This window comes from Bacteroides sp. 1001136B_160425_E2 (assembly GCF_015559655.1).
Lineage (GTDB): Bacteria > Bacteroidota > Bacteroidia > Bacteroidales > Bacteroidaceae > Bacteroides > Bacteroides luhongzhouii.
Map to the genome: position 1 here is coordinate 118,588 of NZ_JADMQH010000012.1, position 26,520 is coordinate 145,107.

The following is a 26,520-nucleotide window of genomic DNA, read 5'->3' on the forward strand; positions in this document are numbered from 1 at the left end:
AAGAAAGGAGAATTTTAGAAATGAAAAAGATAGTATTACTTCGTCACGGAGAGAGTGCATGGAATAAAGAAAACCGCTTCACGGGCTGGACAGATGTAGATCTGACAGAAAAGGGAGTTGCCGAAGCTGAAAAAGCCGGAGAGACATTGAAAGAATATGGTTTCAATTTTGATAAGGCTTATACTTCCTATTTGAAACGTGCAGTGAAAACCTTGAACTGTGTTCTCGATAAGATGAATCTGGACTGGATACCTGTAGAGAAAAACTGGCGCCTGAATGAAAAGCATTATGGTGAATTGCAGGGATTGAATAAAGCTGAGACTGCCGAGAAATATGGAGAAAAACAAGTGCTCGTGTGGCGTCGTAGTTATGATATAGCCCCTAATCCACTTTCGGAGAGTGATTTGCGAAACCCGCGTTTTGATTACCGTTATCATGAAGTGTCCGACGCGGAGTTACCTCGTACCGAATCATTGAAAGATACCATTGAACGTATCATGCCTTACTGGGAAAGTGATATATTCCCCAGCCTGAAAACAGCCCATACTTTATTGGTTGTGGCTCATGGTAATAGTCTGCGGGGTATCATAAAACATTTGAAAAATATCTCCGATGAAGATATAATAAAACTGAATCTGCCTACTGCCGTGCCTTACGTTTTTGAGTTTGATGAAAACCTGAATGTGGGCAACGACTATTTCCTGGGAAATCCGGAAGAAATCAAAAAACTGATGGAAGCAGTAGCCAATCAGGGAAAGAAAAAATAGAAAAGTTACACATTAAAAAATGAAGTTATGAGTAAAGTAGTAGAATTATTAAGAGATAAGGCCTGTTATTATTTGGACCACACTTGCGAAACCATTGATAAATCACTGATTCACGTTCCGTCTCCCGATACAATAGATAAAGTATGGATTGATTCGGACCGGAACATCAGAGTATTAAACAGTCTGCAAACGTTGTTGGGACATGGCCGCCTGGCAAATACCGGTTATGTGTCCATACTTCCTGTCGATCAGGACATCGAACATACTGCCGGAGCATCATTTGCTCCCAATCCGATCTATTTCGATCCGGAGAATATCGTGAAACTGGCCATTGAAGGAGGCTGTAATGGGGTAGCTTCTACCTTTGGTATCCTTGGTTCCGTAGCACGTAAATATGCCCATAAAATACCTTTCATCGTCAAGTTGAATCACAATGAATTACTTTCTTATCCCAACAGTTTCGACCAAGTACTGTTTGGTACAGTCAAAGAAGCTTGGAATATGGGAGCAGTAGCGGTAGGAGCCACCATCTATTTCGGTTCTGAACAGAGCCGCCGTCAGCTCGTGGAGATTGCCGAAGCTTTTGAATATGCTCACGAACTGGGGATGGCAACCATTCTTTGGTGTTACCTGCGCAATAATGATTTCAAGAAAGGTGCTGTCGATTATCATGCGGCTGCCGATTTAACAGGACAAGCCGACCGTTTGGGAGTGACTATTAAAGCTGATATCGTAAAACAGAAACTTCCTACTAATAATGGTGGTTTTAAAGCCATCGGCTTCGGCAAGGTAGACGAACGTATGTATACCGAACTGGCTTCCGAACACCCGATTGACCTTTGTCGTTACCAAGTTGCCAATGGTTATATGGGACGCGTTGGTTTGATTAACTCCGGTGGAGAATCTCACGGTTCTTCCGATTTGCGTGATGCTGTCATTACAGCCGTTGTCAACAAACGTGCCGGTGGTATGGGATTGATTAGCGGACGTAAAGCGTTCCAGAAACCAATGAACGAAGGGGTGGAATTATTGAATGCCATTCAGGATGTATATCTTGATTCGTCAATTACGATTGCTTAATCAGAGATGAATAGAAATAAATTCTTATCTTTGACTATTAGATCGTTAACCATTAAAAATTAAGAGTATGAAGTTTTTTATTGACACAGCCAATTTGGAGCAAATCCAAGAGGCTTATGACCTCGGAGTACTTGACGGAGTGACTACCAACCCTTCGCTGATGGCGAAAGAAGGTATCAAAGGAACGCAGAATCAGCGTGAACATTATATCAAGATATGCGAGATTGTCAACGGAGATGTAAGTGCCGAAGTGATAGCAACCGATTATGAGGGAATGATTCGTGAAGGCGAAGAACTTGCCGCGCTCAATCCGCACATCGTAGTAAAAGTTCCCTGTATTGCCGATGGCATTAAAGCCATCAAACATTTCACGGAAAAGGGAATTCGCACGAACTGTACATTAGTCTTTTCAGTAGGACAGGCGTTGCTGGCAGCTAAAGCCGGAGCTACTTATGTTTCACCGTTTGTCGGTCGTTTGGACGACATTTGTGAAGATGGAGTAAGGCTTGTGGGGGATATTGTACGTATGTATCGTACGTATGACTATAAAACACAGGTATTGGCTGCTTCTATCCGTAATACGAAGCATATTATCGAATGTGTAGAAGTAGGAGCCGACGTTGCTACTTGCCCGTTGAATGCTATCAAAGGATTGCTCAATCATCCGCTGACTGATTCGGGATTGAAGAAGTTCCTGGAAGACTATAAAAAAGTCAATGGTTGAGTATGCAATGAGACCTGCAATATATTAAAATTTTCAGGCACGGGTTGCACGGATTTCACGGTTTTTAGAATGATAGTTATCATAAAACAACTGTGAAATCTGCGTAATCTGTGCCTTAAAAATAGTTATTTCCCGGGTAGCTCTTATTACTCTTTTTTCCTTTCCTGCTTCTGCTTTTCTTTATATTGAGTCGGTGTTTCTCCTGTATATTGTTTGAAAGCTCTAAGTGGCGCATGTATGAGCGTTAAAGGTGTGCGCAACTCGTGACTGATATTAATAAGGAAACGTACTTTTTCTTCATATACCTGTTGCTCATGTTCCTTCATAACCCATTTCAGCTTCTCTTCCTTACGTTTCAGGGTTCTTCGGAAAGCTTCAATAATGATAGCGGCAATGAAAATTACACAACAGAGAATAAACCACCATGTCTGATACCAGGGAGGGAGAATGGTTAGTTCCAATACTTCCTGACTGCGAATGTGTATATGCTTCCCTTATGAGTAAGAGAGCATATAACAGTCTAATATTTCACTGGTGGTGTTTTCCAGCTACCGGACAAGCTTAAATTATCGGCTCCCAATAAAGGCAGATTGATAGGCACGCTGACCGTAATATTACCTATTAACCCTTTAATCGTAATATTCAATACAGGACCCAGGAGTGGAATCCCCTCCAAGATACCGTTCAAATTAGCTATATTGGACAATTTCACAGAAAGAGTCAACGAGTGATTGCCATCCGTTTGTTGGGTATATGATTTCAATCCCAGGCTGACGAAAGAGTAATCCGACCGATAGCGATAGTTAGTCTCTACTGTAGCCTGAATAGGATCGGTTATATTTACCAGTGCGCCATTCAGCAACAGACTACCGTCTATAACTTCATCAATCAGTAAGCCGGAGATAAGCCCGGGTTTGGCTACATGAATCTCCCGTACGTTAAACACACCATGGAATCCTCTGATAAGAATATCTTTTTCACTATTAGTGGTTCCGGGAGTAGGGGTGAAGCTGTAACGGAAGCGATGATTGCCGGAATAAGTGTCCGTTACGTTCAAATCTAAATCCATAGCTTTCGGAAAGTTATTAATGGTAACCAAAGCATAGGCGGCATCACTGCCACGCCAGGGATTCAACAAATTTCCCAAAGCTCCCAGAGCGCCATCCTGTGTGGCGTTACCGGAAAGGGTCCGGCCCATTTCATTCACTAACTGTTGCAACAACTGATTATATAATGCATCAGTAACTGGTTGAACCAGTACACCGACCACCAAGTTGACAGCAGCATCCAATCCTCCCACCACGGCATATACTGCATTCCCCAGTGCCCCCAGATCCATAGCTGTTTTCAACAAACCCGGAAGAACTCCTTGTACTGTAGTCTTTATTATATTCTTATAACCGATTTGAGTTACGATATTATTGCTTAGCGAGTTCAATGCCGTTTGCGAATCTACAAACACGCGGCGGAGATTGAGCATCGTAATGATACGCTGTAACAAAACAGAAGGTTGTGATGTCGTATTCGAAAAACTCACGTTGGCAAAATAAAATTCAGAAGTGTCGGAGAACTCCGAACCGGGCAGATTGATACGCGCATTGGCACGCATAGTCTGATAATCGGTCAATAGATCCGAATAAGTGCTTCCTCCTGTTCCTGATATCGGAAATTGTGTTTTATCCATATTCGCAAGGAATACAGCAGTATATTGTCCTTTGGGAAGCGTATCTCTCATGGCGGCTAAAGGCCATACCGGAGCGGAATCAGTAGGTTTTAATACTACTTTTTCTTTCACAAACTCGCCGGTAGTCTTATAGATGACGTAACGAATACTACGCACCCGGAGATCTGAACCGGAAACTGCGGCACGAGTATCGGGGGATTTCTTTGGCGAAAACATAACCTCAAAATATCCGTCAGGTATATCCGATGTAACTTCCTCCGAAGATTGATTCCCGGAAGACGGTTCCGATAGATTGTCCTCCTCCTTGTCACAGCCGGCAAAGAGAAAAGAAAAAAATAAAGCTACTATTACCAAACAAGCTGTTTTCATGGCTTTTATCATTATTATTGAATACCATCCCATGCATTATCATCCAGATTGATGTTGCCAGATAAGGTAAATCCCAGATTAATAGAAGAATAATCTCCAGTAATCTTTACCCAATGATTAGAATCGAACGTAATACGGTTTCCTGACACGACTCCTGTCTGATCGGGAATTTTTACTGTATATCGTTCCTTGAAACCGGTGCCATACGCTACATCCAGATAGAGCAGTGTGTTTCTGGTTGTGGTAGTTGGCAGCATATAAAGATTAAAACTCACACTGCCCGAAACAGGCATTTTCGTTCCTAATGTCTTTATTCCACTATCGCCTGCTGTCTGCCATGTCAAGGGGGCGGCATCCGTAATCCTAGTACCCGTTACCAGTTGTTCGGCTGCTAGAGTCATAGCGTTTACGTAGCCCGGAACGTTATTTACTTGCAGGCTTAGGGCGCTTACTAACCGTGTAAGCGTTCCTTTCACATTGTCCACCTGCGAAGGTTTGAATTTTTGTCCTACCAGAGCGTTTTTCAAATAACCGGTCCCGGTACAGGAAAATAATTCCGGCACAACCGGTGTGTTGGTTGGTTGCAGATACAAGTTTGCCAGTGTGGCAGGTGTAACGGTAGAAAGAATACTGAACTTCCGTGTAGCACTATTCTGATTGGCAAAATCATAATCGTTTTGGTTATAACCGATTATAACCAGCTGATAAGTGGATGCGGCGGATAAGTTCAGCATGGTAGCGACTGCTGGAAACGAACTGACATTCAGTTGGCGTGCCGAACTATATTCAGGTACGAAATTGGCAGGATCATCCGTCAATGCTTCATTCGTTTTACGGAAAGGTAAAATCAGTATCCTGTTCACTGAAAGGGCAGCATCACCTGGGGCACGAGTATAATTGCTGTTTCCGCTTATAGCCAAATGCACAGGAACGATGCTTTCATCTGGGAACAGGTCCCGGTTCTCTTCCGTGGAACATCCACCCAAGAGAATCATTCCTATTCCCGTAAACAAGGCTATTATATGATTTGTCAATTTCATACCTGTTGTTCTCAAAATCTACGATTCAAGTTTTTTACTGGATGATGAGGTTATGAATCAGTGACCATGCCGGACTGATCGTGATTACTATATTCTGATCAATTAATAAATCGATCGGATTGTCATCATCACCCGGGTCACCCGGAGTGCCACCATTCGTGCTGCCGGCAGCTCCTTTCGTTCCCAAAGAATAGAAGTGATTAGCCAGAATATCAAAAGTGGTGGCATTACTGGTATTATCTTTTACAGTCCATTCCTTAATGGCCGTACCCGAAGTGTCATAAAGTCCAAGAGTCATGGTTACTCCGCTAACCGGCATATAGAAAGCACCGCCCAACTGTGAGTTAGCAACTTTTACGACTCCCTGCGATGACAGATCATTCCCTGCAAATACACCATTGGACACTGCCTGTCCGGACAAATCAAGATCTATGATATTATAGGAGACGGGAGTTGTATTAATACCTGTTCCGGTGGTCAGATTCACTTGTTGATTAGAGTTGCTCACCGCCAGGCGTAAGTATCGCACTGTACTGTTATTCAACTGTTGTGGTACATTTTTAAAATATCCGAGCACACCGGCAACTTTACGGGTCATTTCAATGCTTACACGGGCACCTTGATCGGTGACCATAGCTTCTGCCGAACCGGAAAAGATTTCAGATTCCTGTCCCGTACTCGCAATCGTAGCCAGCATATCACCATAAGTCGTAGTAGATGTTGGCGTAGTTATATTGAACAAGTCTGATGCATCACGTCCTACTGCCAAAAACTTATAGGTTCCCCCAGGAAGTTTGTTTCCATCAGGCACAGCAAAGTGCTTAAAAGTGGTTCCATCACTCCAGTCTGTCACCGTATAAGTCTTATAATACAGATAGCTGGAACTGGCAGAAGCAAACTGGAAAGCATAAATGCTAACTCGGGTGACATGTTGGGAAGCTTCCTGGCTATACACCGGAGTGCGCGTGGAAATGCCGTCACTAAGTTTATTTACGGCCGAAAGTTCAAAAATAACGCTACCGTCCTCCGGTTGGGGCTGAACAGTCAGATCATCTTCATTAGAGCATGCAGCAAATACGGACAGGCTTGCTGCTACAAAAAACATCCATTTCTTCATAATTGTAAAGGTTTTAGTAAAAAATAAGGGAATAATCATTGTATATCCAGACGATGAATCATGACCCATTGTTCTTGGATGAACATCCAGACTTCACATACGCCATCTGTTTTTTTATAATCTACAGCGATAGCTGATATTTCGTTGCGCTTCATGGTAAGGTCCATCTCCGGCAGTTCCGGAAAGGGAGCGGTTGCCCTTGTATCATCTGTATAAAAAATGAGTTTTACCTTTGAAGGGCCTTCTGAAGTGGGGGCAAGCCATGTAGATATGGTTGGTTGCATTGGTACACGTTTTTCTATATTCGTATTACCTGTATAATTGAAATTTGCATCTACTGACTGATAGAGATGGTTGATACTTTGACCTACACTTGTCACTGTAGCCGGGAAGTTGGAGCAAAGTAACAGGAACAGACCTTTAGTTCGTTCCAATGAAAGTTCGGTTGTCTGATAGGAACGGTCAAGCCGGAGTGTACGGGTAGTCATATAAATGTCCGTATGCTCTTTGGTATTCTGGTGCAAGATACCTGCCGGGTATTCCGATGTCATGTTTCCCCATACGGTCAGAATATATTCTCCCTCCGGAATATCGGTAAGAATAATAGAGTATGTCCGGTCTTCGCCATAAACAGTCATCACGGAAGACTCTTTCACCCGGGCACGGGTAGTCGATTCGCTTAAAGTATAATAGATCGTACCTTCAAAACGTTGGAACGGTGCATTCTCTTCTTTAGATCCAAGTTGTGGGAAGTCTACAATATTCTTGTAATTCTTATCTTTTACAGATACCTGCACTATATATTGAGGATTGGGACAATTGGAAAGATCATCGGAGATGCAGGAATTGGTAAATCCCAATAAAGCTGCCAAATATAAAGAATGCATGAACCGTACATTCATAATAGTCAAGATTTAAACAGAAAATCAAAATAGAATTCGATATGAACAACGTTATTTCAGATTTGTTTTTGCGCAATGAATATATTTTCTGTTAAATCATTGATAAGATTAGGCAAGCCCTTTAAAGTGCTGCATTTTGTGTGCCAGGTTGATACTAATTTCCTGTTGCGCTATTATAAAGTGACATTTATCTTTTTATAAGGTGACTATTGTCCTATTATAAGGTGACGACTACCCGAGTGCATAAACTATTATAAGTTTTTGCACTGAAATTCTTTATTCTTTGCTCTGGAAGATCTTAAATACAATAATAAAATGAAAGTTTATTATTGACTAATTAGCCATCTTATATTCATTCGGAGCCAACCCTACCACTTTTTTAAATAACCGGCTTAAATGATGTGGATATTTAAATCCTAATTCGTAGGCGATTTCGCTAACCGATTTGTTACCTTCAATCAGCAATTCTTTAGCACGGTCGATGGTGGTCAGCTGGATATATTCTTGTGCTGATTTTCCGGTTTCTTTCTTAATAAGATCACCGAAATAATTGGCGGATAAATGCAGTTGGTCGGCACACCATGCCACCGAGGGCAAACCGAGTTGCTGGGGTTTATCCGAAGCAAAGTAACCACGTAATAGTTCTTCAAAACGAGTTAGTGAGTCTTTGTTCACCGTTTCACGTGTTACGAACTGGCGGTCGTAAAAACGGACGCAATGGTTGAGCAACACTTCAATATTGGCTGCAATAATTTGTTTCGAGTGTTTGTCTATGACGTGTTGCAGTTCTTCCTTGATTTCGTGGAAACAGTTAATGATAATTTGCTGTTCGCGTTCGGACATATGCAATGCTTCGTTTGACGAGTAGGAAAAGAATGAGTAATCTGCCATGCGACGTCCGAGAGAAGTGCCACGCAACAAATCGGGGTGGAACATCAGACACCATCCTTTGTATCGGTACGATACTTTGCCATCATCAACGCCGGCAACCTGCCCCGGTGCAATAAAGACTAATGTTCCTTCTTGATAATCGTATTGGTTACGTCCGTAAAGTAGCGGACCACAATCGATATGTTTGAGGAAAATGCAGTAAAAACCAAAATTCTTGAGGCAGTGGCGGACACTCTCCAATTCCGAAAAATCGACTACGCTTACCAATGGATGAACAGTCTCTACTCCCAACAGTTCGTTGTAGTCTTGCACCGAATCTAACTTTATGATTGTTCCCATACTCTATTCTTTTTTTTCTATGGCAAAGATAGCAGATTTTTATATACAAGCAACCTTTCTCCGGAAGAATCCGTAATATCGGTTAGTGAATATGTAATTTGTGTTATTCTATTGAAAGCAAGCAATATCCAATCAGTAAAATTGGTAGTTGAAACCGTAATTCGTCTATGGACGTGCTTCTATTTATCGCATAATTTTGCATCATCGAAAGTAGATTATTTGAATCATCTAAATAACGAGAATATGAGGTACAGAAAATTAGGAAACAAGAAATCACAAATGTCCGCTATCGGACTGGATGTCGGTTCCGTGCTGCTTAGTCCGCCAGGAAAAAGGGAGATAATGAAAAAGTATATTTTAGTAATATGGATGGTTTGTCTTGCTTCTTTAGGCATGGCACAAACTCCGAAAGCAGAACAAGTTATGAATAAGAAACAGCAATACATTGTAGAGATTGCCGCCCTTGTGGGTAAAGGAGATCTTGCAAAACTGAAACCGGTCCTCGTTGCAGGATTGGAGGACGGAATGACCGTCAATGAATTGAAAGAAGTAATGGTTCATTCTTATGCTTATTGTGGTTTTCCACGAGCTCTTCGCGGATTACAGACTTTTGTCGCTGTACTTGATGAGCGTAAGGCAAACGGTATTGAGGATAAAAGAGGGCGTGAAGCTTCACCGATTACCAATACCCGCAGCAAGTACGAGCGCGGACGGGATATCCTTTCCAAAATTTCGGGTGCGCCGGTTGATGCTCCGAAAGCGGATTATGCTGTATTGGCTCCCGAAATAGAAGTGTTTCTTAAAGAACATCTTTTTGCCGATATTTTCGAACGTGACGTACTGACCCATGCCGAACGTGAAATTGCTACCGTAGCAGTGTTAGCGGCCATTGGTGGGGTAGAACCGATGATGAAAGGTCATATGGGTATTGCGCTGAATGTAGGCGTTACACCCGACGAGTTGCGCCATCTGTTTATTATTGTTGAGAAGCAGATTGGTCATCGCGAGGCTGATGCCGGACGCATAGTGTTGAATGAAGTATTACAAAGTAAAGGATTAATAGCCAATCCCGACACACCGGTTATATCTGTGGAAAATGGGGTGAAGAAGCAGAAAGTTACATTTCACAACCGTTTTTTGATTGATGTGGTCGGTGATCTTTATCTTCCTGCCAACTATGATCCGGCAAGGAAATACCCGACGCTGGTTGTCGGTCATCCTTTCGGTGGTGTGAAGGAACAGACTTCGGGACTCTATGCACGCCGTTTGGCAGAACAGGGGTATGTTACACTGGCATTCGATGCTTCTTATTACGGTGAAAGCGGCGGTTATCCGCGACGTATCGAATCTCCCGAAGTACGGGTGGAGGATTTCAGCGCAGCGGTCGATTTTCTGTCGAATCATCCGGCAGTTGATGCGGATAAAATCGGAGTGATTGGTATTTGTGGTGGTGGATGCTATTCGGTGAGTGCTGCACAAATAGACCATCGTATCAAAGCTGTGGCAACAATCAGTATGTACGATATGGGACGTGCCCGCCGCCAGGGAGTAGGTGATTCGATGACTTACGAACAGCGGATGGCGACACTCGAGGCAGTAGGCCGTCAACGCACGGCAGAGTTTGGTGGAGCAGACCGTAAAGATATCCGTGCCCTGCCGGAGAAGGTAGATGCTTCGACGCCGAAATACGCACTCGATTTCCTCGATTATTATGATAATCCTGCACGTGGACAGCATCCTAACTCTACGGCTTATTATTCTTATACGAGCCTTGCGCCGATGATGAACTTCTTCCCGTTCGCGCAGATTGAAACGATCTCACCGCGCCCGTTACTTTTCATCGTAGGAGAGAATGCCGTTTCTGCCTATTTTTCGGAAGATGCCTATGCAAAAGCTGCCGAACCCAAGGAACTGTTCGTTGTACCGGGTGCTACTCATGTCGATCTTTACGACCGTCCGGAGTATCTGAGAATAACGCTTCCCAAGTTGGATAATTACTTCAAACAATACCTAAAATAACAATTCGATATGAAACAAATATTTATAATTGCTGTTGCGGCGTTGATGAGTGCCTGCTGTAATCAAAATGAAAAAGAGATGGGAACTGCTGTTCAAAAAGATGTGTTCTCTAAAGGCTCTTTGATAGTAGATCATCCGAACTTTACAGGGGAAGCATGGCTTGATAGATTTGTCACGGCAGCTGATTCAATGGACTGCACTGTCAGTAATGTGACTTTCGCGCCAAGTGTACGCAATAGCTGGCATTCGCATCCGGGCGGTCAGATTTTGCTTTGTACTTCCGGTAAGGGATATTATCAGGAAAAAGGGAAGAGCATACAAGTGCTTCATCCCGGTGATGTTGTGAGAATCGCTCCCGATATAGTACATTGGCACGGTGCGGCTCCCGACAGCGAGTTTATGCATATTGCCATTGGTACGCAGGTGGCGAAAGGTCCGGTCAAATGGTTCGAACCGGTAACGGATAAAGAGTATAATGAATTAGAATCGACTGAAAATAAGTAAAATGAGTATTTCCGTTTTAAGAATGCAGGAGTAGTGGTAACTGATAATAAAAAAAATAACGATATGGAAACAGATAAAAGAATCAGTCGTAGGGAAGCTTTGACACGAATGGGGATGATTGTTGCCGGGGCAGCCGCCTCATCCATAGGACTGCCGGCTTTAACTTCCTGTGCTGAAAAGCCTCAAAAGAAACGCATCATTTTGTATTTCACTGCCACGGGAAACTGTTTGCATGTTGCCCGTCAATTAGCAGAGTCGGAAGAACAATTGTTGAGTATTCCGCAAATGGTTAAGCAAAACCAGTATGAGTTTGAGGCTGATGAGATAGGGCTTGTTTATCCGATATACGGTCATATGCCGCCTAATATGGTACGGAATTTCATAAAGAAAGCAAAGTTGAAAGCAGCATATAAATTTGCAGTGCTTACTTATGGAGCGAGGAAATGCGATTCGGTAGAGATATGGAACGATATATCGAGTAAGGCCGGTAACAAATTTGACTATATCAACACGCTCGTTATGGTAGATAACTGGTTGCCGAACTTCGATATGAATGAACAGATAAAAATAGACAAACATATTCCGGAGAACTTGCGGAAGATTACCGAAGACTTATCACAAAGACGACATTGGCACGAACCGGTAAGTGAAGAAGAACGACAGATGCATGCTGGGTTCATGGCCCGTTCAGGGCTTGATCCGGAAGTCGGTTTTCTCAAAAGGAGCGAAAACTATTTTGTTGTCACCAAAAATTGCATTGATTGTGGAGCTTGTACAGATGTCTGTCCGCGTGGCAATTATGAGTTTACTTCAAACGGTATTAAAATGCAGGGGGATTGTGATTTCTGTTTTGCCTGTATCCAGAATTGTCCGCAGAAAGCCATTCAGTTCAAGAAAAATGATGAGGACCCTTTATTGGCAAATGGCGAACGAAATCCGAATGCCCGCTACCGGAATGAGCATATCTCACTGGTGGATATAAAGAGAGCTAACAGACAATAAAAAGATGTGTAATCACCTAAAAAACAATGTGTATGAAACGATTATCTATAAATTTATTCATCCTTCTTATGTGGGTGAGCAATTCTGGTTTGACATTTCTTTCGCCAAATGACCTCCGACATCAGTCGTCACGATATGAAAACTGCTGATTTTTCTGACCGAGTGGTTGCATAATAATAAATTGGATAAATAATATAAAAACTACAACGTATGAGAAAGTTACTTTTAGTCCCTTTTTTATTTTTTTCCCTGACAATAGCGGCTGCTTGTTCCGGGAGTGATGATACTGAACAACCGGACACTCCCGACCGATTATCAGGTGACAGTAAGATTTTGGTTGCTTATTTCTCTGCAACAGGTAATACACAAGCGGTTGCAGAACGTATTATAGAATTGACAGGAGCTGATGTATACCGCATCAGGGCATCTGTTCCCTATGCGTCGAATCCTTATGACGACAGCGACCGTGTTCAGAAAGAAGCCTACAACGATCTACGCCCGGGGGTAGCCAATCTGCCTTCTGCCGAAACGATAGCACAGTATGATACGATTTTCGTCGGTTCGCCTTGCTGGTGGCATCAACCTGCTATGGTTGTCTGCACATTCCTGGAAAATTATGATTTGAGCGGTAAAACGATTATTCCGTTTATCACTTACGGCGCAACCACTTATCTGAACGAATCAATGCAGAAAATTTATAAACTGACTCCCAATTCGAAACATATCCCGGAAACTCTTCCGGAGGATCTTGATCCGGATGATATTACGACTCCCGGACGTCCCGATGATGACGGAATCGATATGCCTGGTCATGCCAGTGGGGTAGAAGCATGGTTGAGAAGGATAGGACTAACGGTTAAATGAGCAATGTATCATGTATTCGGAAGTAAAGGCCTGTATACAGCAGATTTGGTAAAGTAGCCGGTTTTTATCAGCGGGAAGATAGTATTATTTAACTAGATTCTCTATCTTTGCTCGAAAATATACGACTATGATTACCGAAGAACTACAGAAACTTTATCAGTCATATACGGGCGTTCCCGCTGAAAACATAACAGAATTACCGTCTTCCGGTTCCAACCGTCGTTATTTTCGGCTGACGGGTATAGAAACATTGATTGGAGTCTACGGAGCTTCTAACGATGAAAATGAAGCATTTCTTTATATGGCAGGACACTTCCGCAAGTGTGGACTGCCTGTTCCCGAAGTGCGTATCGCCTCGGAAGATAAGACTTATTATTTGCAGGAAGATTTGGGCGATACTCTGTTGTTCCATGCCATAGAGAAAGGGCGTGTTACCAGTGTCTTTTCAGAAGAGGAGAAAGAGTTGCTTCGCAAAACGATTCGTCTGCTTCCTGCTATTCAGTTTGCCGGGGCGGATGGATTTGATTTTTCCCGTTGTTATCCTCAACCGGAGTTTAATCAACGTTCCATTCTGTGGGATTTGAATTACTTCAAATATTGCTTTCTGAAAGCTACCGGTATGGAGTTTCAGGAAGATAAACTGGAAGATGATTTCCAAAAAATGAGCGATGTCTTGCTTCGCAGTTCTTCCGCTACTTTTATGTATCGTGATTTTCAAAGCCGCAATGTGATGATAAAAGACGGGGAACCGTGGTTTATCGACTTTCAGGGCGGACGCAAAGGCCCGTTTTATTATGACATAGCCTCTTTCCTGTGGCAGGCGAAAGCGAAATATCCCGATAGCCTCCGTAAAGAACTGCTGCAAGAGTATATGGAAGCTCTTCGCAAATACCAACCGATTGACGAATCCTATTTTTATAGCCAACTTCGTCACTTCGTTCTTTTCCGTACGCTGCAAGTGCTGGGAGCCTATGGCTTCCGTGGTTATTTTGAAAAGAAACCGCATTTTATCCAAAGCGTCCCTTATGCTATCGAAAACCTGCGTGAATTGTTGAAAGAAGAATATCCGGAGTATCCATATCTCTGTAACGTTTTGCGGGAGCTTACCGGACTGAAACAATTTACGGACGACCTGAAAAAGCGACAGCTAACCGTTAAAGTAATGAGCTTTGCCTATAAGAAAGGAATTCCTGATGACTCTACCGGCAATGGAGGAGGTTATGTATTCGACTGCCGCGCCGTGAATAATCCTGGCAAGTATGAGCGTTACAAACCTTTCACCGGACTGGATGAACCTGTTATCACTTTCTTGGAAGAAGATGGAGAAATACTCCGTTTCCTCGATCATGTCTATGCTTTGGTAGATGCCTCCGTGCAACGTTATATGGAACGTGGATTCAGCAATTTGTCCGTCTGCTTCGGTTGCACCGGTGGACAGCACCGTTCTGTTTATTCCGCCCAGCACCTGGCAGAGCACCTGAATCAGAAATTTGGTGTGAAAGTCGAACTGGTACATCGGGAACAGAATATCGAACATACGTTTGAGGCAAGAATCTAAGAAGAGTAAATATAAAGAAGAAAGTAACTGAAAGAATGAAAGCAATGATATTTGCAGCCGGTTTGGGTAGCCGGCTGAAGCCACTCACCGATACCATGCCTAAGGCTTTGGTCCCCATAGCCGGACGTCCGATGTTGGAACATGTGATCTTAAAACTGAAAGCTGCCGGCTTCACAGAAATAGTGATTAACATTCACCATTTTGGCGAACAGATACTTGACTTCTTGAAAGCCAATGAGAATTTTGGACTTATCATACATATTTCTGACGAACGTGACCTGTTACTCGACACGGGTGGGGGAGTTAAGAAAGCCCGTTCTTTCTTTGAAAACTCCGATGAGCCTTTCCTGATACACAATGTAGATATTCTTTCAGACGTGAATTTGAAAGATTTATATGACTACCATCTACAAAGCGGTGCTGTTGCCACTTTACTGGCCAGCCAACGTAAAACCTCCCGCTATCTTCTTTTTGATGCAGGCAAGAGACTTTGCGGATGGATAAACAAGGATACGGAACAAGTGAAACCGGAAGGTTTCCAGTATGATCCTTCCCTTTATCACGAATATGCATTCAGTGGCATCCATGTACTTTCGCCTGCCATTTTCCAATGGATGGCTTCTCCCTGTTGGGAGGGTAAATTCTCTATTATGGATTTCTATCTTGCCACTTGTCAGCAAGTAAACTATGGTGGTTATTTGACAGAAAAGTTACATCTGATTGATATAGGCAAACCGGAAACTTTAGCGAAAGCAGAAGACTTTTTATAGTAAATCCGCAGGTTTGTTTGGTTCCCGTGAATCCTTATGAGACCTGTACCGTTCGTTTGGATAAAAACCGGTTAGCGCAGATTCTCACTAACTTTGTAACTAATGCTATCTTGAAAAACAAATGCCAGTTGTTACACGCATCGAATGGACTGGAGGCAGTTGAGATTGTCCGTACCCAACCGGTGGATTTGGTATTGATGGATATGAAGATGCCTGTGATGGACGGGCGTACTGCAACCTCAGAGATCCGGAAGTTTAATGCGGAAATTCCAATTATCGCTCTGACTGCTCATGCCTTTGATGCCGACCGGGTAGCTGCGTTGAAAGCCGGTTGTGATGATTATCTGGTGAAGCTGATCAATGGCGCGAAGTTGATGCAGACTCTAAAAGAGTATGGTTGTTGAAAGGATGGAATTAAAAATGTGCTGATCTAAAAAAAGGTATATTCTATTCTTTCTGTTTTTAATATATCAGTCACTTGCTTGTGGTGAAGGAAAAAACGCTCTGCATTTTAAATGAAAGAATGCAGGAGTGTTTGTTATTCTAGATAGTTCTTGTCTAAAAACAAATAATATCTTTGTATTAATGTCTATATGCTTGTTATTTGCCTGTATGTAGTTCGCTTTGTCATTCTTTTCTTGTTCGCATGTGATGATGAACTGGCATATAAACGGGCTTTTCCGAGAGCTTTAATAACTTGGTCGGTGAGTATGGAAAGCTTTCTCGGTGAGAAAGGATGTGTTCCTTATCGAGGAATGGCTTGTTGCTCACCGAGGAAAATCATTTATTTCTTTAAAGAAAACGCATATCCTCTGAAAATATATGCTGTATTGTGGCAGTAATATGCATATATATGTGATAATATGGATGCTTTTAATTTCAGACTACCATCTTCAATAGTTTTGTTTTCTTTCTTAATCTAAAAAATAGAACATTTCTTTTGTTTATTTGGAGGAATTGAAAGGGAGACAACTTACTATAAAGGACTGTAAATCTGTAAAGATTAGGCTTGTTCCTCATATTTATGGATTTAAATAGTTACCTTTGCTACAAAAATAGAATATCATGTCCAAATACGTCAATCCTTTTACTGATATAGGATTTAAAATAATTTTTGGTCAACGGGCCAGCAAGGATTTACTCATCACTTTGTTGAACGAACTACTTGCAGGTGAACATCATATTACAGAACTTACTTTTCTCGATAAGGAAGATCATGCAGACAATGTGAGTGATAAAGGTATCATTTATGATCTTTATTGCCGTACAGCAAGTGGTGAGTATATAATTGTGGAGATGCAGAACCGTTGGCACAGTAATTTTTTAGATCGTACACTTTATTATGTCTGTCGTGCTGTGAGTCGGCAGATAGAATCTCCTTCTTCAAAAGAAGTCCCTGTCCCTGAAGATCCGATGACTGCAAGAGAATCACTTGTCTCTTATGGAAAGCAGTATAGACTACCTACTATATATGGAATTTTCTTGATGAATTTCAAAGAGGAAAACTTAGAGGCTAAATTCCGTACGGATACGGTTCTTTCCGATCGTGATACAGGGAAGATTGTCAATCCGCATCTCCGGCAGATTTATTTGCAATTTCCTTATTTTACAAAGGATTTGTCGGACTGCCATACATTATATGATAAATTAATTTATGCACTGAAGAATATGAGCAATTGGAATAGAATGCCGGATGCTTTGAAAGAACAAGTGTTTGAACATTTGGCGAGATTGGCAGCTGTTGCCGATCTTTCGGAAGAAAACCGTATCGCTTATGATAAGGCGTTAGATCGGTATAGGGTCAACCAAATTGTAGAGGAGGATGAACGACGTAAAAATGAAGAGATGCGGAGAAAAGCGGCCGAAGAAGGGATGAAGGAAGGGATGAAGGAAGGGATGAAGGAAGGAATGAAGGAAGGGATGAAGGCCGGGTTGGAAAAAGGAGTGAAAAAAGGAAGGCTAGAGGGAATAAAAGAAGGAAGAAAGGAAGGAATGGAGAAAGGAGAGCAAAAGAAGCAAATTGAAATTGCTCGAAAGATGAGAGAGGACGGAATATCTGTTGATATAATTATCAAATACACGGGTCTTCAATCTTCTGATATAGAAAACCTATAATATATCTTCGTAGGAAAATTGTTGTAGTTATATTAGGATAAAATATAAAAGAGGCGGGAATATTCAGGAGTGAATACTTCCGCTTTCTTTTTTTGATTTGTAAGATTTTCAATGATGTCTATAGTGCCGTAATTTGTTGATGAATTGGACGATTTTAGACAAAAATGGAAGAATTATAGTAAAAATAGAACATACATATTGTAAAACAATCTTGTATAAACTAATTATGATGACATGCTTATGAACATTAGCTTTAAGAAACGAACTTTGTTAATCCTATCAGCAGTACTTTTCAGGCAGAAGGTGCAGTCACGTTTCATTAAACTGGAGGCAACTATCCCTGATGATACTATTGCAGAAGTAAACATGAATGAAATAGAAGTGATAGTGACTCCCTGATGAGTCACTTCATTGAAAGGTATGCACTGGCGTCTTGTTTCTTGATGAATCGGATGCCGGTCTCTTTTTTTCTAAACCAAATGAATCTTTTACTGTTATTTATTAAAAAAGACAGAAGTTATGTTAGTAGTAGATTTAGGAAAATGGATGAATAAAACCCTCATAGGTTGGGGGATAGACCCGGCAGTTGCCGATCGTTTTGATGAGACTATTATGGCTTTACTGATGATAGTGATTGCTATCGTTCTGAATTACCTCTGCCAGGCGATTCTTATCGGAGGTATGAAACAGTATACGAGACGGAAACCCCATCAATGGAACACGTTGTTGATGAAGCGCAAGGTATTTCATCATTTGATTCATACTATCCCGGCTTTTCTAGTTTATTCGTTGTTGCCAATGGCTTTTATCCGTGGAAAAGAGTTGTTACTGATTTCCCAGAAAGCGTGCGTCATTTATATTATTTTCTCCTTACTATTGGCTATTAATGGAATTCTGTTGATGATAATGGATATCTATGACGGAAGAGAGTCGATGAAAGACCGCCCGATGAAAGGATTTATCCAAGTGTTGCAGGTGCTTCTTTTCTTTGTAGGCGGAATTGTAATCGTCGCTATTATTGTGAATAAGTCTCCGGCCACTTTATTTGCGGGCTTGGGTGCTTCGGCTGCTATTTTAATGTTAGTATTCAAAGATTCCATCCTAGGTTTTGTGGCGGGTATCCAGCTTTCTGCTAACGATATGGTTCGTCCGGGGGATTGGGTGACGCTTCCTTCCGGTGACGCAAACGGTATTGTACAGGAAATAACGTTGAATACAGTCAAGATTCAAAATTTTGATAATACCATTTCCACCGTTCCCCCTTATACATTAGTGAGCAGTCCTTTTCAGAATTGGCGGGGAATGACACAGTCGGGAGGACGACGGGTGATGAAGAATATAACTTTAGACTTGACTACACTTCAATTCTGTACACCGGAAATGCTGGACCGTTATCGAAAAGAGATTCCACTAATGGCGGATTATCAGCCGGAAGAAGGAGTCGTTCCTACCAATTCTCAAGTGTACAGGGCATATATTGAACGCTATTTGTGTAGTCTGCCTGTGGTCAATCAAGAGTTGGATTTGATTATCAGTCAGAAAGAAGCTACGATGTATGGAGTACCTATTCAGGTTTATTTTTTCTCTCGCAATAAGGTATGGAAAGAATATGAGCGTATTCAGTCGGATATCTTCGACCATTTGCTGGCAATGGTTCCGAAGTTCGATTTGAAGGTTTATCAGTATTCGGATTAATTTATAAACTATGATGAGGCGTTACATTTTCTCAACTATACTTATCGCAATGAGAAAAAATACTCATAGTAATGAGAAAAGTTTCTCATAGTTATGAGAATATTTTCTCATTGCGGTGAGAATTGTCCCTTGTCAGAGCATGCTGTAACAGCGTTTGTAATAGCCTGATAATGGTTGACTGTCCTTTTTGTAAAAACCTGCTAATTGGGCTATTACCGTCTAAATTAATATAGAATCAGTTCAAAATCTGTATAGATAGGAAGATGGTCACTGATGCCTCCTTGATATTTCATTCCCTTATAAGTGCGGAAAGGTTCTTTATCGCCATATTTTTCGTCATCTTTCAGTAAAAAAGGGAGAAGGCAGACATTTGCCTTTTCTTCGCTGGTGAAAAAGTGGCTTGATTGATTTAATAGAGTGCCTGATACAATCAAGTGGTCAAGTAATCCCCATTCACCACGATATTTGTAAGAACCGAAGTCTTTTGACTTAACTTTTCGGGCAAGTAGATGATATAGTTGTAGGGAGGAGGGGACAACTGTTGAGAAGTTGGTGGAGCCGGTTGTTGGGGCTAGGTCATTGGTAGTAACGGGAGGCGCTTCGGCTTCCAGTATTTTCTGAATAGATTGATTGGTCGGGTAATCGTTGAAATCCCCCATGATAATGACTTGCGGAAGAGAACGAATGTTCATAATGCTATCGACTTCCATACGCAGAATGTGAGCTGCATATAAACGATAGGGTTCTGATTCTTTGGCTCCACCCGAACGGCTGGGGAGATGGCAGACAAATACGTCGAGTGTATCTCCCGTCAGTAGAAGTCCGCTGACGTGTAGTAAATCTCTTGTCGGGCGGTATTGCTTAAATGGAGGGATGGAAATAGAACGGAAAGATAATAGTTTGAATAAATCCCGTTGATAAAGCAAGGCTACGTCAATTCCTCTTAAATCTGGGGAGTCGGTCATTACATAACGATAACTAAGCTCTTTTAAAGGAGAGCGGCGGGTAAGGTCACGAAGCACTGTATCATTTTCTACTTCACATAGTCCGACCAATGCAGGCGGACTCCATTCACCAATAGCGGTAATTACACGGGCGACATCAGCCAGCTTTTTCTTATATCTGCTATCATTCCAATGACGCATCGCGTCGGGAAGAAATTCATGATCGTTCTTCAGACTGTCGTGGCGTGTGTCGAACAGGTTTTCTATGTTCCAACTTGCAACGCGGAAAGGGATTCTTTCTTGTTGAAAGGGGGCTTGTCTGCCGTGAACCTCTTGTGCTATGACATCGGAAAGAGCGAAGAAGCTTACTACACCTGATAAAATCATAGTAAAAAAGAGCACAGTAACAGCTACTTTTTTTCGACTGTTACCATACTCTTCTTTATGTTGACTTATCTGTCTGTTACTTCTTGGCAGGTACATGTGCCAGGATGTCCAACAGATGTTTCCAGAACTTTTCTACAGTAGGAATAAGCATTCGTTCGTCAGGAGAGTGAACACCTGTCAGTGTCGGTCCGAAAGAGATCATATCCAGTGTTGGATATTTATCAAGGAACAGGCCACATTCCAATCCTGCATGGATGGCTTTAACTTTCGCGTCTACACCAAATAAACGCTTGTAAGATTCAACTGCCACTTCGAGGATAGCCGAGTGCGGATTCGGTTTCCATCCCGGATAGCCTTCGCCAAACGTAACATTGGCTCCCGCCAGTTGGAATACGGCACGAACCGTGTTCGCCATATCGTTGCGTGCGGATAGTATCGAGCTGCGCTGACTGGTTTCAATGCGGATGATATGATTCGGTTTCATCTTGACAGATGCCAGATTGGTAGAAGTTTCCACCAGCCCGGGAATATCCTGGCTCATGGCGTATACACCGTGAGGAGCTGCATAGAGGGCTTTTAATAAACGGGCAGTGGTATCCTGATCGATAGCCGTCTTGCGGGGAGCTTCCGATTCGAGAACCAACTTTAAGTCAGGTTCTACAACGGATAATTCGTCTTCCATTTCGCTGGTGAAGATATTCAGTTCGGTGCGGACATCATGCTTGGCATCTTCGGGAACTGCGCAGACCGCATAAGCCTCGCGGGGAATAGCGTTACGCAGATTACCTCCGTTGATTTCACAAAGATACAGATCCTGTCTGCCAGCCATGCGTGAAAGAAAACGGTTCAGTATTTTGTTGGCATTGCCCCGTCCCAAATGAATGTCACCACCGGAGTGACCACCTTTCAGACCTTTCACTTCCACCTTGAAGAAGAAATATCCGGCAGGAACTTCCACTTCTTTATACGTAAATTCTGCAACGGAGTCAATACCTCCGGCACAGCCGATAAAGATTTCCCCTTCATCTTCCGAATCGAGGTTCAGAAGAATATCACCGCTCATAAAGCCTTCCTGCAGGGCGAAAGCTCCGGTAAGCCCCGTTTCTTCGTCTACGGTAAACAGACATTCCAACGGACCATGTTCGATGCTGTCGTCAGCCAGGATGGCCAATTCGGTGGCTACACCGATACCGTTGTCGGCTCCGAGAGTAGTACCTTTGGCCTTCAGCCATTCGCCGTCGATTTCTGTTTCGATGGGGTCGGTGAGGAAGTCATGTTGAACGTCATTGTTCTTTTCGCACACCATGTCGATATGTGATTGCAATACGACGGTTTGAAGATTTTCTTTTCCCGGAGTAGCGGGCTTTTTAATCAATACGTTACCGGCTTCGTCCACCTTAGTTTCCAGGTTATGTTTTGCACCGAATGCCTTCAGGTAGGCAATCATTTTCTCTTCCTTCTTCGAAGGACGTGGCACTTGGCAGATTTCTTCGAAATACTTGAATACGCCAGCCGGCTTTAATTCTTTTTTTTCCATGCTGTTTCTATTTTATAATAGGAATAGAAGGGCTGTTTTCACTTCTTCTATTGCTAAATATGGTTAATTTGATTGACTTATCTGAACTCATATCTCATTAAAGCCTATCTTTGCACTCACAAAATTAATAGAAATGGTTGAGACTATACTGATAACTTTGTTAATAGTTGCTATTTCCCTGGTATTATTAGGGGTGAAAGTATTCTTTACGAAGGGTGGGAAATTTCCGAATGGTCATGTGAGCGGGAATAAAGCGTTGCGTCAGAAAGGAATCGGATGCGCACAGTCGCAGGATCGCGAAGCACAAAAGAAACCGCGTTTTTCTATTGATGAGTTGGAAAAAGCCTTGAACGATAGTATGAATTAAATTTATTAAAAACAATACTTATTAAATTATGAATAGAATGAACTACCTCATGAACGGTTTGGCTGCTCTTGCGTTTATCGTTTTATTTTCACAATGTGCTGGCAAAACTGACAATCAAACTACAAGTACTCCGGCTCAGGCTAATGCCGAACTGTCAGGAATGAAAATTGCCTATGTCGAAATAGATACGCTGCTTGCCAAATACAATTTCTGTATTGACTTGAATGAGGCGATGGTAAAGAAGAGCGAAAACGTTCGTATGACATTGAATCAGAAGGCCACCTCTTTGAACAAGGAAAAACAAGATTTCCAGAAGAAAGTAGAAAACAATGCTTTCCTGTCACAAGATAGAGCACAGCAAGAATACAATCGTCTGGTGAAGTTGGAACAGGATTTGCAAGAGTTGAGCAACAAACTTCAGAATGGTTTGATGGAAGAGAACAACAAGAACAGCTTGCAGTTCCGCGATTCTATCAACGCTTTCCTGAAAGAATATAATAAGACTCACGGATATAGTCTGATTTTCAGCAACACTGGTTTTGATAACCTGCTTTATGCTGACAGCGCTTTTAATATCACAAAAGAAATTGTTGACGGGTTGAATGCAAGATATTCACCTGTAAAGAAATAATAGTGAATGATAAAAAATAAACGTTCCGTTTCCTGATAAAAGGACGGAACGTAACTTAATAATTTTTCGATTTCTGCCTGTTCAAGACTGCGAAGCTATGAACAGGCTTTTTTATAACTTTTCTTTTTCTTCTTCCTGCGGAATACGGAAAGCGGTGTAAAGTTCGAGGATAGCGGCAATCGTGAGGCAGGCAATCCATTCATTGCCTCGGGTGGTAAACATAAAAGCTCCGGTCAGGACCAGCGCCAGTGCTCCGAATATCTGCTGAACGCGCAGGCGTTTCAGTGTTTTGCCTTTTCCTTTGACAGGCGTGTTCACTTGTGCCAATGCAAAAAGTCCGGCTCCGATAGTATATATGTAAGGAGCATAAATCCATCCGGTGATAAATACAGCTGCTCCGGTGAGAGCCATGATGGCGCCTACGACAAAAAGGGCGGGTACTAATTGTTTCATTCTTTAATCTTCAAAAACGTAAATATCTTCGTTGGGTTTCTTCATCAGGTACTTTTCACGGGCGATCTGCTCGATGGCGTCCGGATTGGTGCTTATTTCGTTGAGGCGCTTGGTGTTCTCTTCGTAATCTGCCCGATATTTTTCTATCTCTTCTTTCAACTGGCTGATCTCCCGTTCATATCCGAAACGACGAACCAGGCTGTTCTCGTCCAGGAAACCAATGATAACAGCAAACGCAACGACCGTAATGAGATACTTCCGTCTGCATATGAAACTCCAGATATTGATTAGTTTACCCATAATTTCTCCTTTTAATATCCGCAAAGATAAAACTAATAACTTAAAAACTTATCGCTTCGGCTTCAAAACTTCTCTCTTTATCCCTTATTACATCTCACTTTTTTTGTGTACATTTGCAGAATAAGCGAAAATTCAAAAAAACAGAGAGAATCCCGGATATGGAAAACTATATTGTTTCAGCCCGCAAGTACCGTCCGTCCACGTTCGAATCGGTGGTAGGACAGCGGGCGTTGACTACTACGCTGAAAAATGCAATCGCTACCCAGAAACTGGCTCATGCTTATTTGTTTTGCGGACCGCGTGGGGTAGGAAAGACTACTTGCGCGCGTATCTTTGCCAAAACTATCAATTGTATGACGCCTACTGCCGACGGAGAGGCTTGCAATCAGTGTGAGTCATGTGTAGCTTTCAACGAACAGCGATCATACAATATTCACGAGCTTGATGCTGCTTCTAACAACTCGGTAGATGATATTCGCCAATTGGTGGAGCAAGTACGCATCCCGCCGCAGATTGGTAAATATAAGGTATATATCATTGACGAGGTGCACATGCTTTCGGCATCTGCTTTCAATGCGTTCCTGAAAACGCTGGAAGAACCTCCCCGGCATGCTATCTTTATCCTGGCTACGACGGAGAAACATAAGATTCTCCCTACTATTCTTTCCCGTTGTCAGATTTATGATTTTAACCGGATTAGCGTGGAAGATACGGTGAATCATTTGGCGTATGTTGCTTCGAAAGAAGGAATCACGGCAGAGCCGGAAGCACTGAACGTGATAGCTATGAAGGCAGACGGTGGTATGCGTGATGCTTTGTCTATCTTCGACCAGGTTGTTAGTTTCACCGGAGGAAATATCACCTATAAGAGTGTGATTGATAATCTGAACGTTCTTGATTATGAATATTATTTCCGCCTGACAGATTGTTTTCTCGAAAATAGGGTAAGTGATGCTTTGTTGCTTTTCAATGATATATTGAATAAAGGCTTTGACGGAAGTCATTTTATTACCGGATTATCATCTCATTTCCGTGACCTGTTGGTTGGGAAAGACCCGGTGACATTGCCTTTACTGGAAGTGGGAGCGAGCATACGCCAGCGCTATCAGGAACAGGCGCAGAAATGTCCGTTACCTTTCTTATACCGGGCCATGAAGCTTTGTAATGAGTGCGATTTGAATTACCGCATCAGCAAAAATAAGCGTTTGCTGGTAGAATTGACCTTGATACAGGTTGCACAGCTTACCACCGAGGGGGATGACGTGAGTGGTGGGCGTGGCCCTACGAAGACCATAAAACCCATATTTACTCAGCCTGCCGCAGCTCAGCAGCCGCAGGTCGCTTCTGCAACCCAGGTTCAGCAGGCTCCAGTTCATTCGTCTCCGTCTTCAGTAACAACACAGGCTGCTAATGGCACTACTGCCCAGCATCCGCAAGCATCTGCGGCAGCGCAACCGGGAGCATCGGCTTCTTCTGGTTCGGCTTCGTCTGCTCCATCGCAAGGAGCGGGAGCTGCCCCGACTGTTAAGGAAGAGCGGAAAATTCCGGTGATGAAGATGTCTAGTTTAGGCGTGTCTATCAAGAATCCGCAGCGCGATCAGGTAACGCGTAATACGACTACAACTCATATTCCCAGAGTACAGCAACCGGAAGAAGATTTTATCTTCAATGAACGGGATTTGAATTATTACTGGCAGGAATATGCCGGTCAGTTGCCGAAAGAACAGGATGCTCTTACTAAGCGTATGCAGATGCTCCGCCCGGTGCTACTTAATAACTCTACGACTTTTGAAGTGGTGGTTGATAATGAGTTTGCTGCAAAGGATTTTACAGCGTTGATTCCAGAATTGCAGGATTATCTTCGTGGCAGACTGAAGAACAGCAAAGTGGTGATGACAGTGCGGGTAAGTGAGGCAACGGAAACAATACGTCCTGTGGGACGTGTCGAGAAATTCCAAATGATGGCTCAAAAGAATCAGGCATTGATGCAACTGAAAGATGAGTTCGGACTGGAACTATACTAATGTACTTACTTCTATCAGATTACCATCCGGGGCTCTGAAATAAATACTCCGGATGGTTCCTTGCGCACCTTGACGTTGGACTATACCTAGCTCTATCCTCTATTCCTCTGGATTCTGATTGATTCATTTCACTTGGATGGAGCTGGAGAGAAACATTTTCTATCAACAATTAGCCAACAAATAGTCTTTTTAAAGCGATCCCCGTTTTGGGAGCAACTATAGATCAACAACTATACTTTGAAGGGGAATATTGAGCCCTGATTTCAGTATCTGAGTGGTTACCACCAATAACAAGAAAACCCTCATAAGTGCTTAACTTATAAGGGTTTTTGTTGGGTGGAAGACCGGACTCGAACCGGCGACATTCAGAACCACAATCTGACGCTCTAACCAACTGAACTACATCCACCATGTCTGCGTTTCTCTAACGCGGTGCA

Annotated in this window: 24 protein-coding genes, 1 tRNA gene and 3 pseudogenes; 16 read left to right on the forward strand and 12 right to left on the reverse strand. The window is 42.5% G+C overall.

Annotation, left to right across the window (positions count from 1 at the left end; genetic code table 11):
• Positions 1-20 precede the first annotated feature (20 nt).
• The 3 genes from gpmA to fsa all read left to right on the forward strand — a co-directional run bounded on the left by gpmA (position 21) and on the right by fsa (position 2,571).
• Positions 21-767, forward strand: coding sequence for a 2,3-diphosphoglycerate-dependent phosphoglycerate mutase (gene gpmA / locus I2I04_RS13620; RefSeq protein WP_195655252.1), 747 nt, complete (start codon positions 21-23; stop codon positions 765-767).
• Positions 768-794: 27 nt separating this feature from the next.
• Complete coding sequence (locus I2I04_RS13625) at positions 795-1,847, forward strand: class I fructose-bisphosphate aldolase (RefSeq protein ID WP_143259440.1); 1,053 nt, start codon at positions 795-797, stop codon at positions 1,845-1,847.
• Positions 1,848-1,914: 67 nt separating this feature from the next.
• Positions 1,915-2,571, forward strand: coding sequence for a fructose-6-phosphate aldolase (gene fsa / locus I2I04_RS13630; RefSeq protein WP_143259441.1), 657 nt, complete (start codon positions 1,915-1,917; stop codon positions 2,569-2,571).
• Positions 2,572-2,753: 182 nt separating this feature from the next.
• Here the strand turns inward: fsa and I2I04_RS13635 are convergent.
• The 6 genes and pseudogenes from I2I04_RS13635 to I2I04_RS13660 form a co-directional block, all read right to left on the reverse strand.
• Positions 2,754-3,050: pseudogene (locus tag I2I04_RS13635) on the reverse strand (hypothetical protein); the annotation flags it as partial.
• Positions 3,051-3,091: 41 nt separating this feature from the next.
• Entirely contained in the window at positions 3,092-4,624 is a 1,533-nt protein-coding gene (locus tag I2I04_RS13640; protein ID WP_195655254.1) for a FimB/Mfa2 family fimbrial subunit, read from the reverse strand.
• A gap of 14 nt (positions 4,625-4,638) precedes the next feature.
• A complete protein-coding gene (locus I2I04_RS13645; RefSeq protein ID WP_195655255.1) occupies positions 4,639-5,664 on the reverse strand; it encodes a hypothetical protein in 1,026 nt (341 codons plus the stop codon).
• Positions 5,665-5,698: 34 nt separating this feature from the next.
• On the reverse strand, positions 5,699-6,781 hold the full coding sequence (locus I2I04_RS13650; RefSeq protein ID WP_143259443.1) for a FimB/Mfa2 family fimbrial subunit: 1,083 nt from the start codon (positions 6,779-6,781) through the stop codon (positions 5,699-5,701).
• A gap of 35 nt (positions 6,782-6,816) precedes the next feature.
• Complete coding sequence (locus tag I2I04_RS13655; RefSeq protein ID WP_195655256.1) at positions 6,817-7,683, reverse strand: hypothetical protein; 867 nt, start codon at positions 7,681-7,683, stop codon at positions 6,817-6,819.
• 333 nt (positions 7,684-8,016) lie between these two features.
• Positions 8,017-8,913, reverse strand: a complete 897-nt coding sequence (locus I2I04_RS13660; protein ID WP_143259445.1) for a helix-turn-helix domain-containing protein — start codon at positions 8,911-8,913, stop codon at positions 8,017-8,019.
• A 342-nt stretch (positions 8,914-9,255) separates the two neighbouring features.
• On the opposite strand from I2I04_RS13660, the gene I2I04_RS13665 reads away from it, so the two are divergent.
• The 10 genes and pseudogenes from I2I04_RS13665 to I2I04_RS13710 all read left to right on the forward strand — a co-directional run bounded on the left by I2I04_RS13665 (position 9,256) and on the right by I2I04_RS13710 (position 19,440).
• The gene (locus tag I2I04_RS13665) at positions 9,256-10,932 is read left to right on the forward strand and encodes an alpha/beta fold hydrolase (RefSeq protein WP_195655284.1); all 1,677 of its coding nucleotides are present in this window, start codon (positions 9,256-9,258) and stop codon (positions 10,930-10,932) included.
• Between the two features lie 9 nt (positions 10,933-10,941).
• Complete coding sequence (locus I2I04_RS13670) at positions 10,942-11,436, forward strand: cupin domain-containing protein (protein ID WP_195655257.1); 495 nt, start codon at positions 10,942-10,944, stop codon at positions 11,434-11,436.
• Positions 11,437-11,499: 63 nt separating this feature from the next.
• Positions 11,500-12,438 (forward strand): EFR1 family ferrodoxin, encoded by a 939-nt coding sequence (locus tag I2I04_RS13675; RefSeq protein WP_195655258.1) that lies wholly within the window; start codon positions 11,500-11,502, stop codon positions 12,436-12,438.
• A 210-nt stretch (positions 12,439-12,648) separates the two neighbouring features.
• Complete coding sequence (locus I2I04_RS13680) at positions 12,649-13,302, forward strand: flavodoxin (protein ID WP_195470930.1); 654 nt, start codon at positions 12,649-12,651, stop codon at positions 13,300-13,302.
• A 127-nt stretch (positions 13,303-13,429) separates the two neighbouring features.
• Positions 13,430-14,860 carry a phosphotransferase gene (locus I2I04_RS13685; RefSeq protein WP_143259449.1) on the forward strand — a complete coding sequence of 477 codons (1,431 nt, stop codon included), beginning with the start codon at positions 13,430-13,432 and terminating at the stop codon, positions 14,858-14,860.
• Between the two features lie 35 nt (positions 14,861-14,895).
• Complete coding sequence (locus I2I04_RS13690; RefSeq protein WP_185911517.1) at positions 14,896-15,630, forward strand: nucleotidyltransferase family protein; 735 nt, start codon at positions 14,896-14,898, stop codon at positions 15,628-15,630.
• Positions 15,627-16,034, forward strand: a pseudogene (locus I2I04_RS13695) (response regulator); the annotation flags it as partial. The gene I2I04_RS13690 and the pseudogene I2I04_RS13695, both read left to right, overlap by 4 nt.
• 661 nt (positions 16,035-16,695) lie before the next feature.
• Complete coding sequence (locus I2I04_RS13700; RefSeq protein ID WP_195655259.1) at positions 16,696-17,745, forward strand: PD-(D/E)XK nuclease family transposase; 1,050 nt, start codon at positions 16,696-16,698, stop codon at positions 17,743-17,745.
• Positions 17,746-17,985: 240 nt separating this feature from the next.
• Positions 17,986-18,144: a hypothetical protein gene (locus I2I04_RS13705; protein ID WP_195655286.1), complete on the forward strand. Its 159-nt coding sequence runs from the start codon at positions 17,986-17,988 to the stop codon at positions 18,142-18,144.
• Between the two features lie 120 nt (positions 18,145-18,264).
• Positions 18,265-19,440 (forward strand): mechanosensitive ion channel family protein, encoded by a 1,176-nt coding sequence (locus tag I2I04_RS13710; protein ID WP_143259452.1) that lies wholly within the window; start codon positions 18,265-18,267, stop codon positions 19,438-19,440.
• Between the two features lie 224 nt (positions 19,441-19,664).
• On the opposite strand, the gene I2I04_RS13715 is transcribed toward I2I04_RS13710, so the two are convergent.
• Positions 19,665-20,867 (reverse strand): endonuclease/exonuclease/phosphatase family protein, encoded by a 1,203-nt coding sequence (locus I2I04_RS13715; RefSeq protein WP_195655260.1) that lies wholly within the window; start codon positions 20,865-20,867, stop codon positions 19,665-19,667.
• Complete coding sequence (locus I2I04_RS13720) at positions 20,848-22,308, reverse strand: aminoacyl-histidine dipeptidase (protein ID WP_143259454.1); 1,461 nt, start codon at positions 22,306-22,308, stop codon at positions 20,848-20,850. Before I2I04_RS13720 ends, I2I04_RS13715 begins: the two co-directional genes overlap by 20 nt.
• A gap of 133 nt (positions 22,309-22,441) precedes the next feature.
• On the opposite strand from I2I04_RS13720, the gene I2I04_RS13725 reads away from it, so the two are divergent.
• Positions 22,442-22,675, forward strand: a complete 234-nt coding sequence (locus I2I04_RS13725) for a hypothetical protein (RefSeq protein ID WP_143259455.1) — start codon at positions 22,442-22,444, stop codon at positions 22,673-22,675.
• Positions 22,676-22,703: 28 nt separating this feature from the next.
• A complete protein-coding gene (locus I2I04_RS13730) occupies positions 22,704-23,306 on the forward strand; it encodes an OmpH family outer membrane protein (protein ID WP_008771479.1) in 603 nt (200 codons plus the stop codon).
• 111 nt (positions 23,307-23,417) lie between these two features.
• On the opposite strand, the gene I2I04_RS13735 is transcribed toward I2I04_RS13730, so the two are convergent.
• Both I2I04_RS13735 and I2I04_RS13740 read right to left on the reverse strand, forming a co-directional pair.
• Entirely contained in the window at positions 23,418-23,759 is a 342-nt protein-coding gene (locus tag I2I04_RS13735; protein ID WP_143259456.1) for a hypothetical protein, read from the reverse strand.
• A gap of 3 nt (positions 23,760-23,762) precedes the next feature.
• On the reverse strand, positions 23,763-24,059 hold the full coding sequence (locus tag I2I04_RS13740) for an FtsB family cell division protein (RefSeq protein ID WP_143259457.1): 297 nt from the start codon (positions 24,057-24,059) through the stop codon (positions 23,763-23,765).
• Between the two features lie 158 nt (positions 24,060-24,217).
• On the opposite strand from I2I04_RS13740, the gene I2I04_RS13745 reads away from it, so the two are divergent.
• A complete protein-coding gene (locus tag I2I04_RS13745; RefSeq protein WP_195655261.1) occupies positions 24,218-26,083 on the forward strand; it encodes a DNA polymerase III subunit gamma/tau in 1,866 nt (621 codons plus the stop codon).
• On the opposite strand, the pseudogene I2I04_RS23670 reads toward I2I04_RS13745, so the two are convergent.
• Both I2I04_RS23670 and I2I04_RS13750 read right to left on the reverse strand, forming a co-directional pair.
• Positions 26,075-26,179, reverse strand: a pseudogene (locus tag I2I04_RS23670) (VOC family protein); the annotation flags it as partial. The gene I2I04_RS13745 and the pseudogene I2I04_RS23670 overlap by 9 nt on opposite strands.
• Before the next feature lie 238 nt (positions 26,180-26,417).
• Positions 26,418-26,493: transfer RNA gene (locus tag I2I04_RS13750), tRNA-His, on the reverse strand.
• Positions 26,494-26,520: the final 27 nt, after the last annotated feature.

Excerpts from the sequence above, each read along its gene's own strand:
- gpmA (WP_195655252.1), top strand. The coding sequence starts at position 21 with ATGAAAAAGATAGTATTACTTCGTCACGGAGAGAGTGCATGGAATAAA.
- I2I04_RS13625 (WP_143259440.1), top strand. The coding sequence starts at position 795 with ATGAGTAAAGTAGTAGAATTATTAAGAGATAAGGCCTGTTATTATTTG.
- fsa (WP_143259441.1), top strand. The coding sequence starts at position 1,915 with ATGAAGTTTTTTATTGACACAGCCAATTTGGAGCAAATCCAAGAGGCT.
- I2I04_RS13640 (WP_195655254.1), bottom strand. The coding sequence starts at position 4,624 with ATGAAAACAGCTTGTTTGGTAATAGTAGCTTTATTTTTTTCTTTTCTC.
- I2I04_RS13645 (WP_195655255.1), bottom strand. The coding sequence starts at position 5,664 with ATGAAATTGACAAATCATATAATAGCCTTGTTTACGGGAATAGGAATG.
- I2I04_RS13650 (WP_143259443.1), bottom strand. The coding sequence starts at position 6,781 with ATGAAGAAATGGATGTTTTTTGTAGCAGCAAGCCTGTCCGTATTTGCT.
- I2I04_RS13655 (WP_195655256.1), bottom strand. The coding sequence starts at position 7,683 with ATGAATGTACGGTTCATGCATTCTTTATATTTGGCAGCTTTATTGGGA.
- I2I04_RS13660 (WP_143259445.1), bottom strand. The coding sequence starts at position 8,913 with ATGGGAACAATCATAAAGTTAGATTCGGTGCAAGACTACAACGAACTG.
- I2I04_RS13665 (WP_195655284.1), top strand. The coding sequence starts at position 9,256 with ATGAAAAAGTATATTTTAGTAATATGGATGGTTTGTCTTGCTTCTTTA.
- I2I04_RS13670 (WP_195655257.1), top strand. The coding sequence starts at position 10,942 with ATGAAACAAATATTTATAATTGCTGTTGCGGCGTTGATGAGTGCCTGC.
- I2I04_RS13675 (WP_195655258.1), top strand. The coding sequence starts at position 11,500 with ATGGAAACAGATAAAAGAATCAGTCGTAGGGAAGCTTTGACACGAATG.
- I2I04_RS13680 (WP_195470930.1), top strand. The coding sequence starts at position 12,649 with ATGAGAAAGTTACTTTTAGTCCCTTTTTTATTTTTTTCCCTGACAATA.
- I2I04_RS13685 (WP_143259449.1), top strand. The coding sequence starts at position 13,430 with ATGATTACCGAAGAACTACAGAAACTTTATCAGTCATATACGGGCGTT.
- I2I04_RS13690 (WP_185911517.1), top strand. The coding sequence starts at position 14,896 with ATGAAAGCAATGATATTTGCAGCCGGTTTGGGTAGCCGGCTGAAGCCA.
- I2I04_RS13700 (WP_195655259.1), top strand. The coding sequence starts at position 16,696 with ATGTCCAAATACGTCAATCCTTTTACTGATATAGGATTTAAAATAATT.
- I2I04_RS13705 (WP_195655286.1), top strand. The coding sequence starts at position 17,986 with ATGAACATTAGCTTTAAGAAACGAACTTTGTTAATCCTATCAGCAGTA.
- I2I04_RS13710 (WP_143259452.1), top strand. The coding sequence starts at position 18,265 with ATGTTAGTAGTAGATTTAGGAAAATGGATGAATAAAACCCTCATAGGT.
- I2I04_RS13715 (WP_195655260.1), bottom strand. The coding sequence starts at position 20,867 with ATGTACCTGCCAAGAAGTAACAGACAGATAAGTCAACATAAAGAAGAG.
- I2I04_RS13720 (WP_143259454.1), bottom strand. The coding sequence starts at position 22,308 with ATGGAAAAAAAAGAATTAAAGCCGGCTGGCGTATTCAAGTATTTCGAA.
- I2I04_RS13725 (WP_143259455.1), top strand. The coding sequence starts at position 22,442 with ATGGTTGAGACTATACTGATAACTTTGTTAATAGTTGCTATTTCCCTG.
- I2I04_RS13730 (WP_008771479.1), top strand. The coding sequence starts at position 22,704 with ATGAATAGAATGAACTACCTCATGAACGGTTTGGCTGCTCTTGCGTTT.
- I2I04_RS13735 (WP_143259456.1), bottom strand. The coding sequence starts at position 23,759 with ATGAAACAATTAGTACCCGCCCTTTTTGTCGTAGGCGCCATCATGGCT.
- I2I04_RS13740 (WP_143259457.1), bottom strand. The coding sequence starts at position 24,059 with ATGGGTAAACTAATCAATATCTGGAGTTTCATATGCAGACGGAAGTAT.
- I2I04_RS13745 (WP_195655261.1), top strand. The coding sequence starts at position 24,218 with ATGGAAAACTATATTGTTTCAGCCCGCAAGTACCGTCCGTCCACGTTC.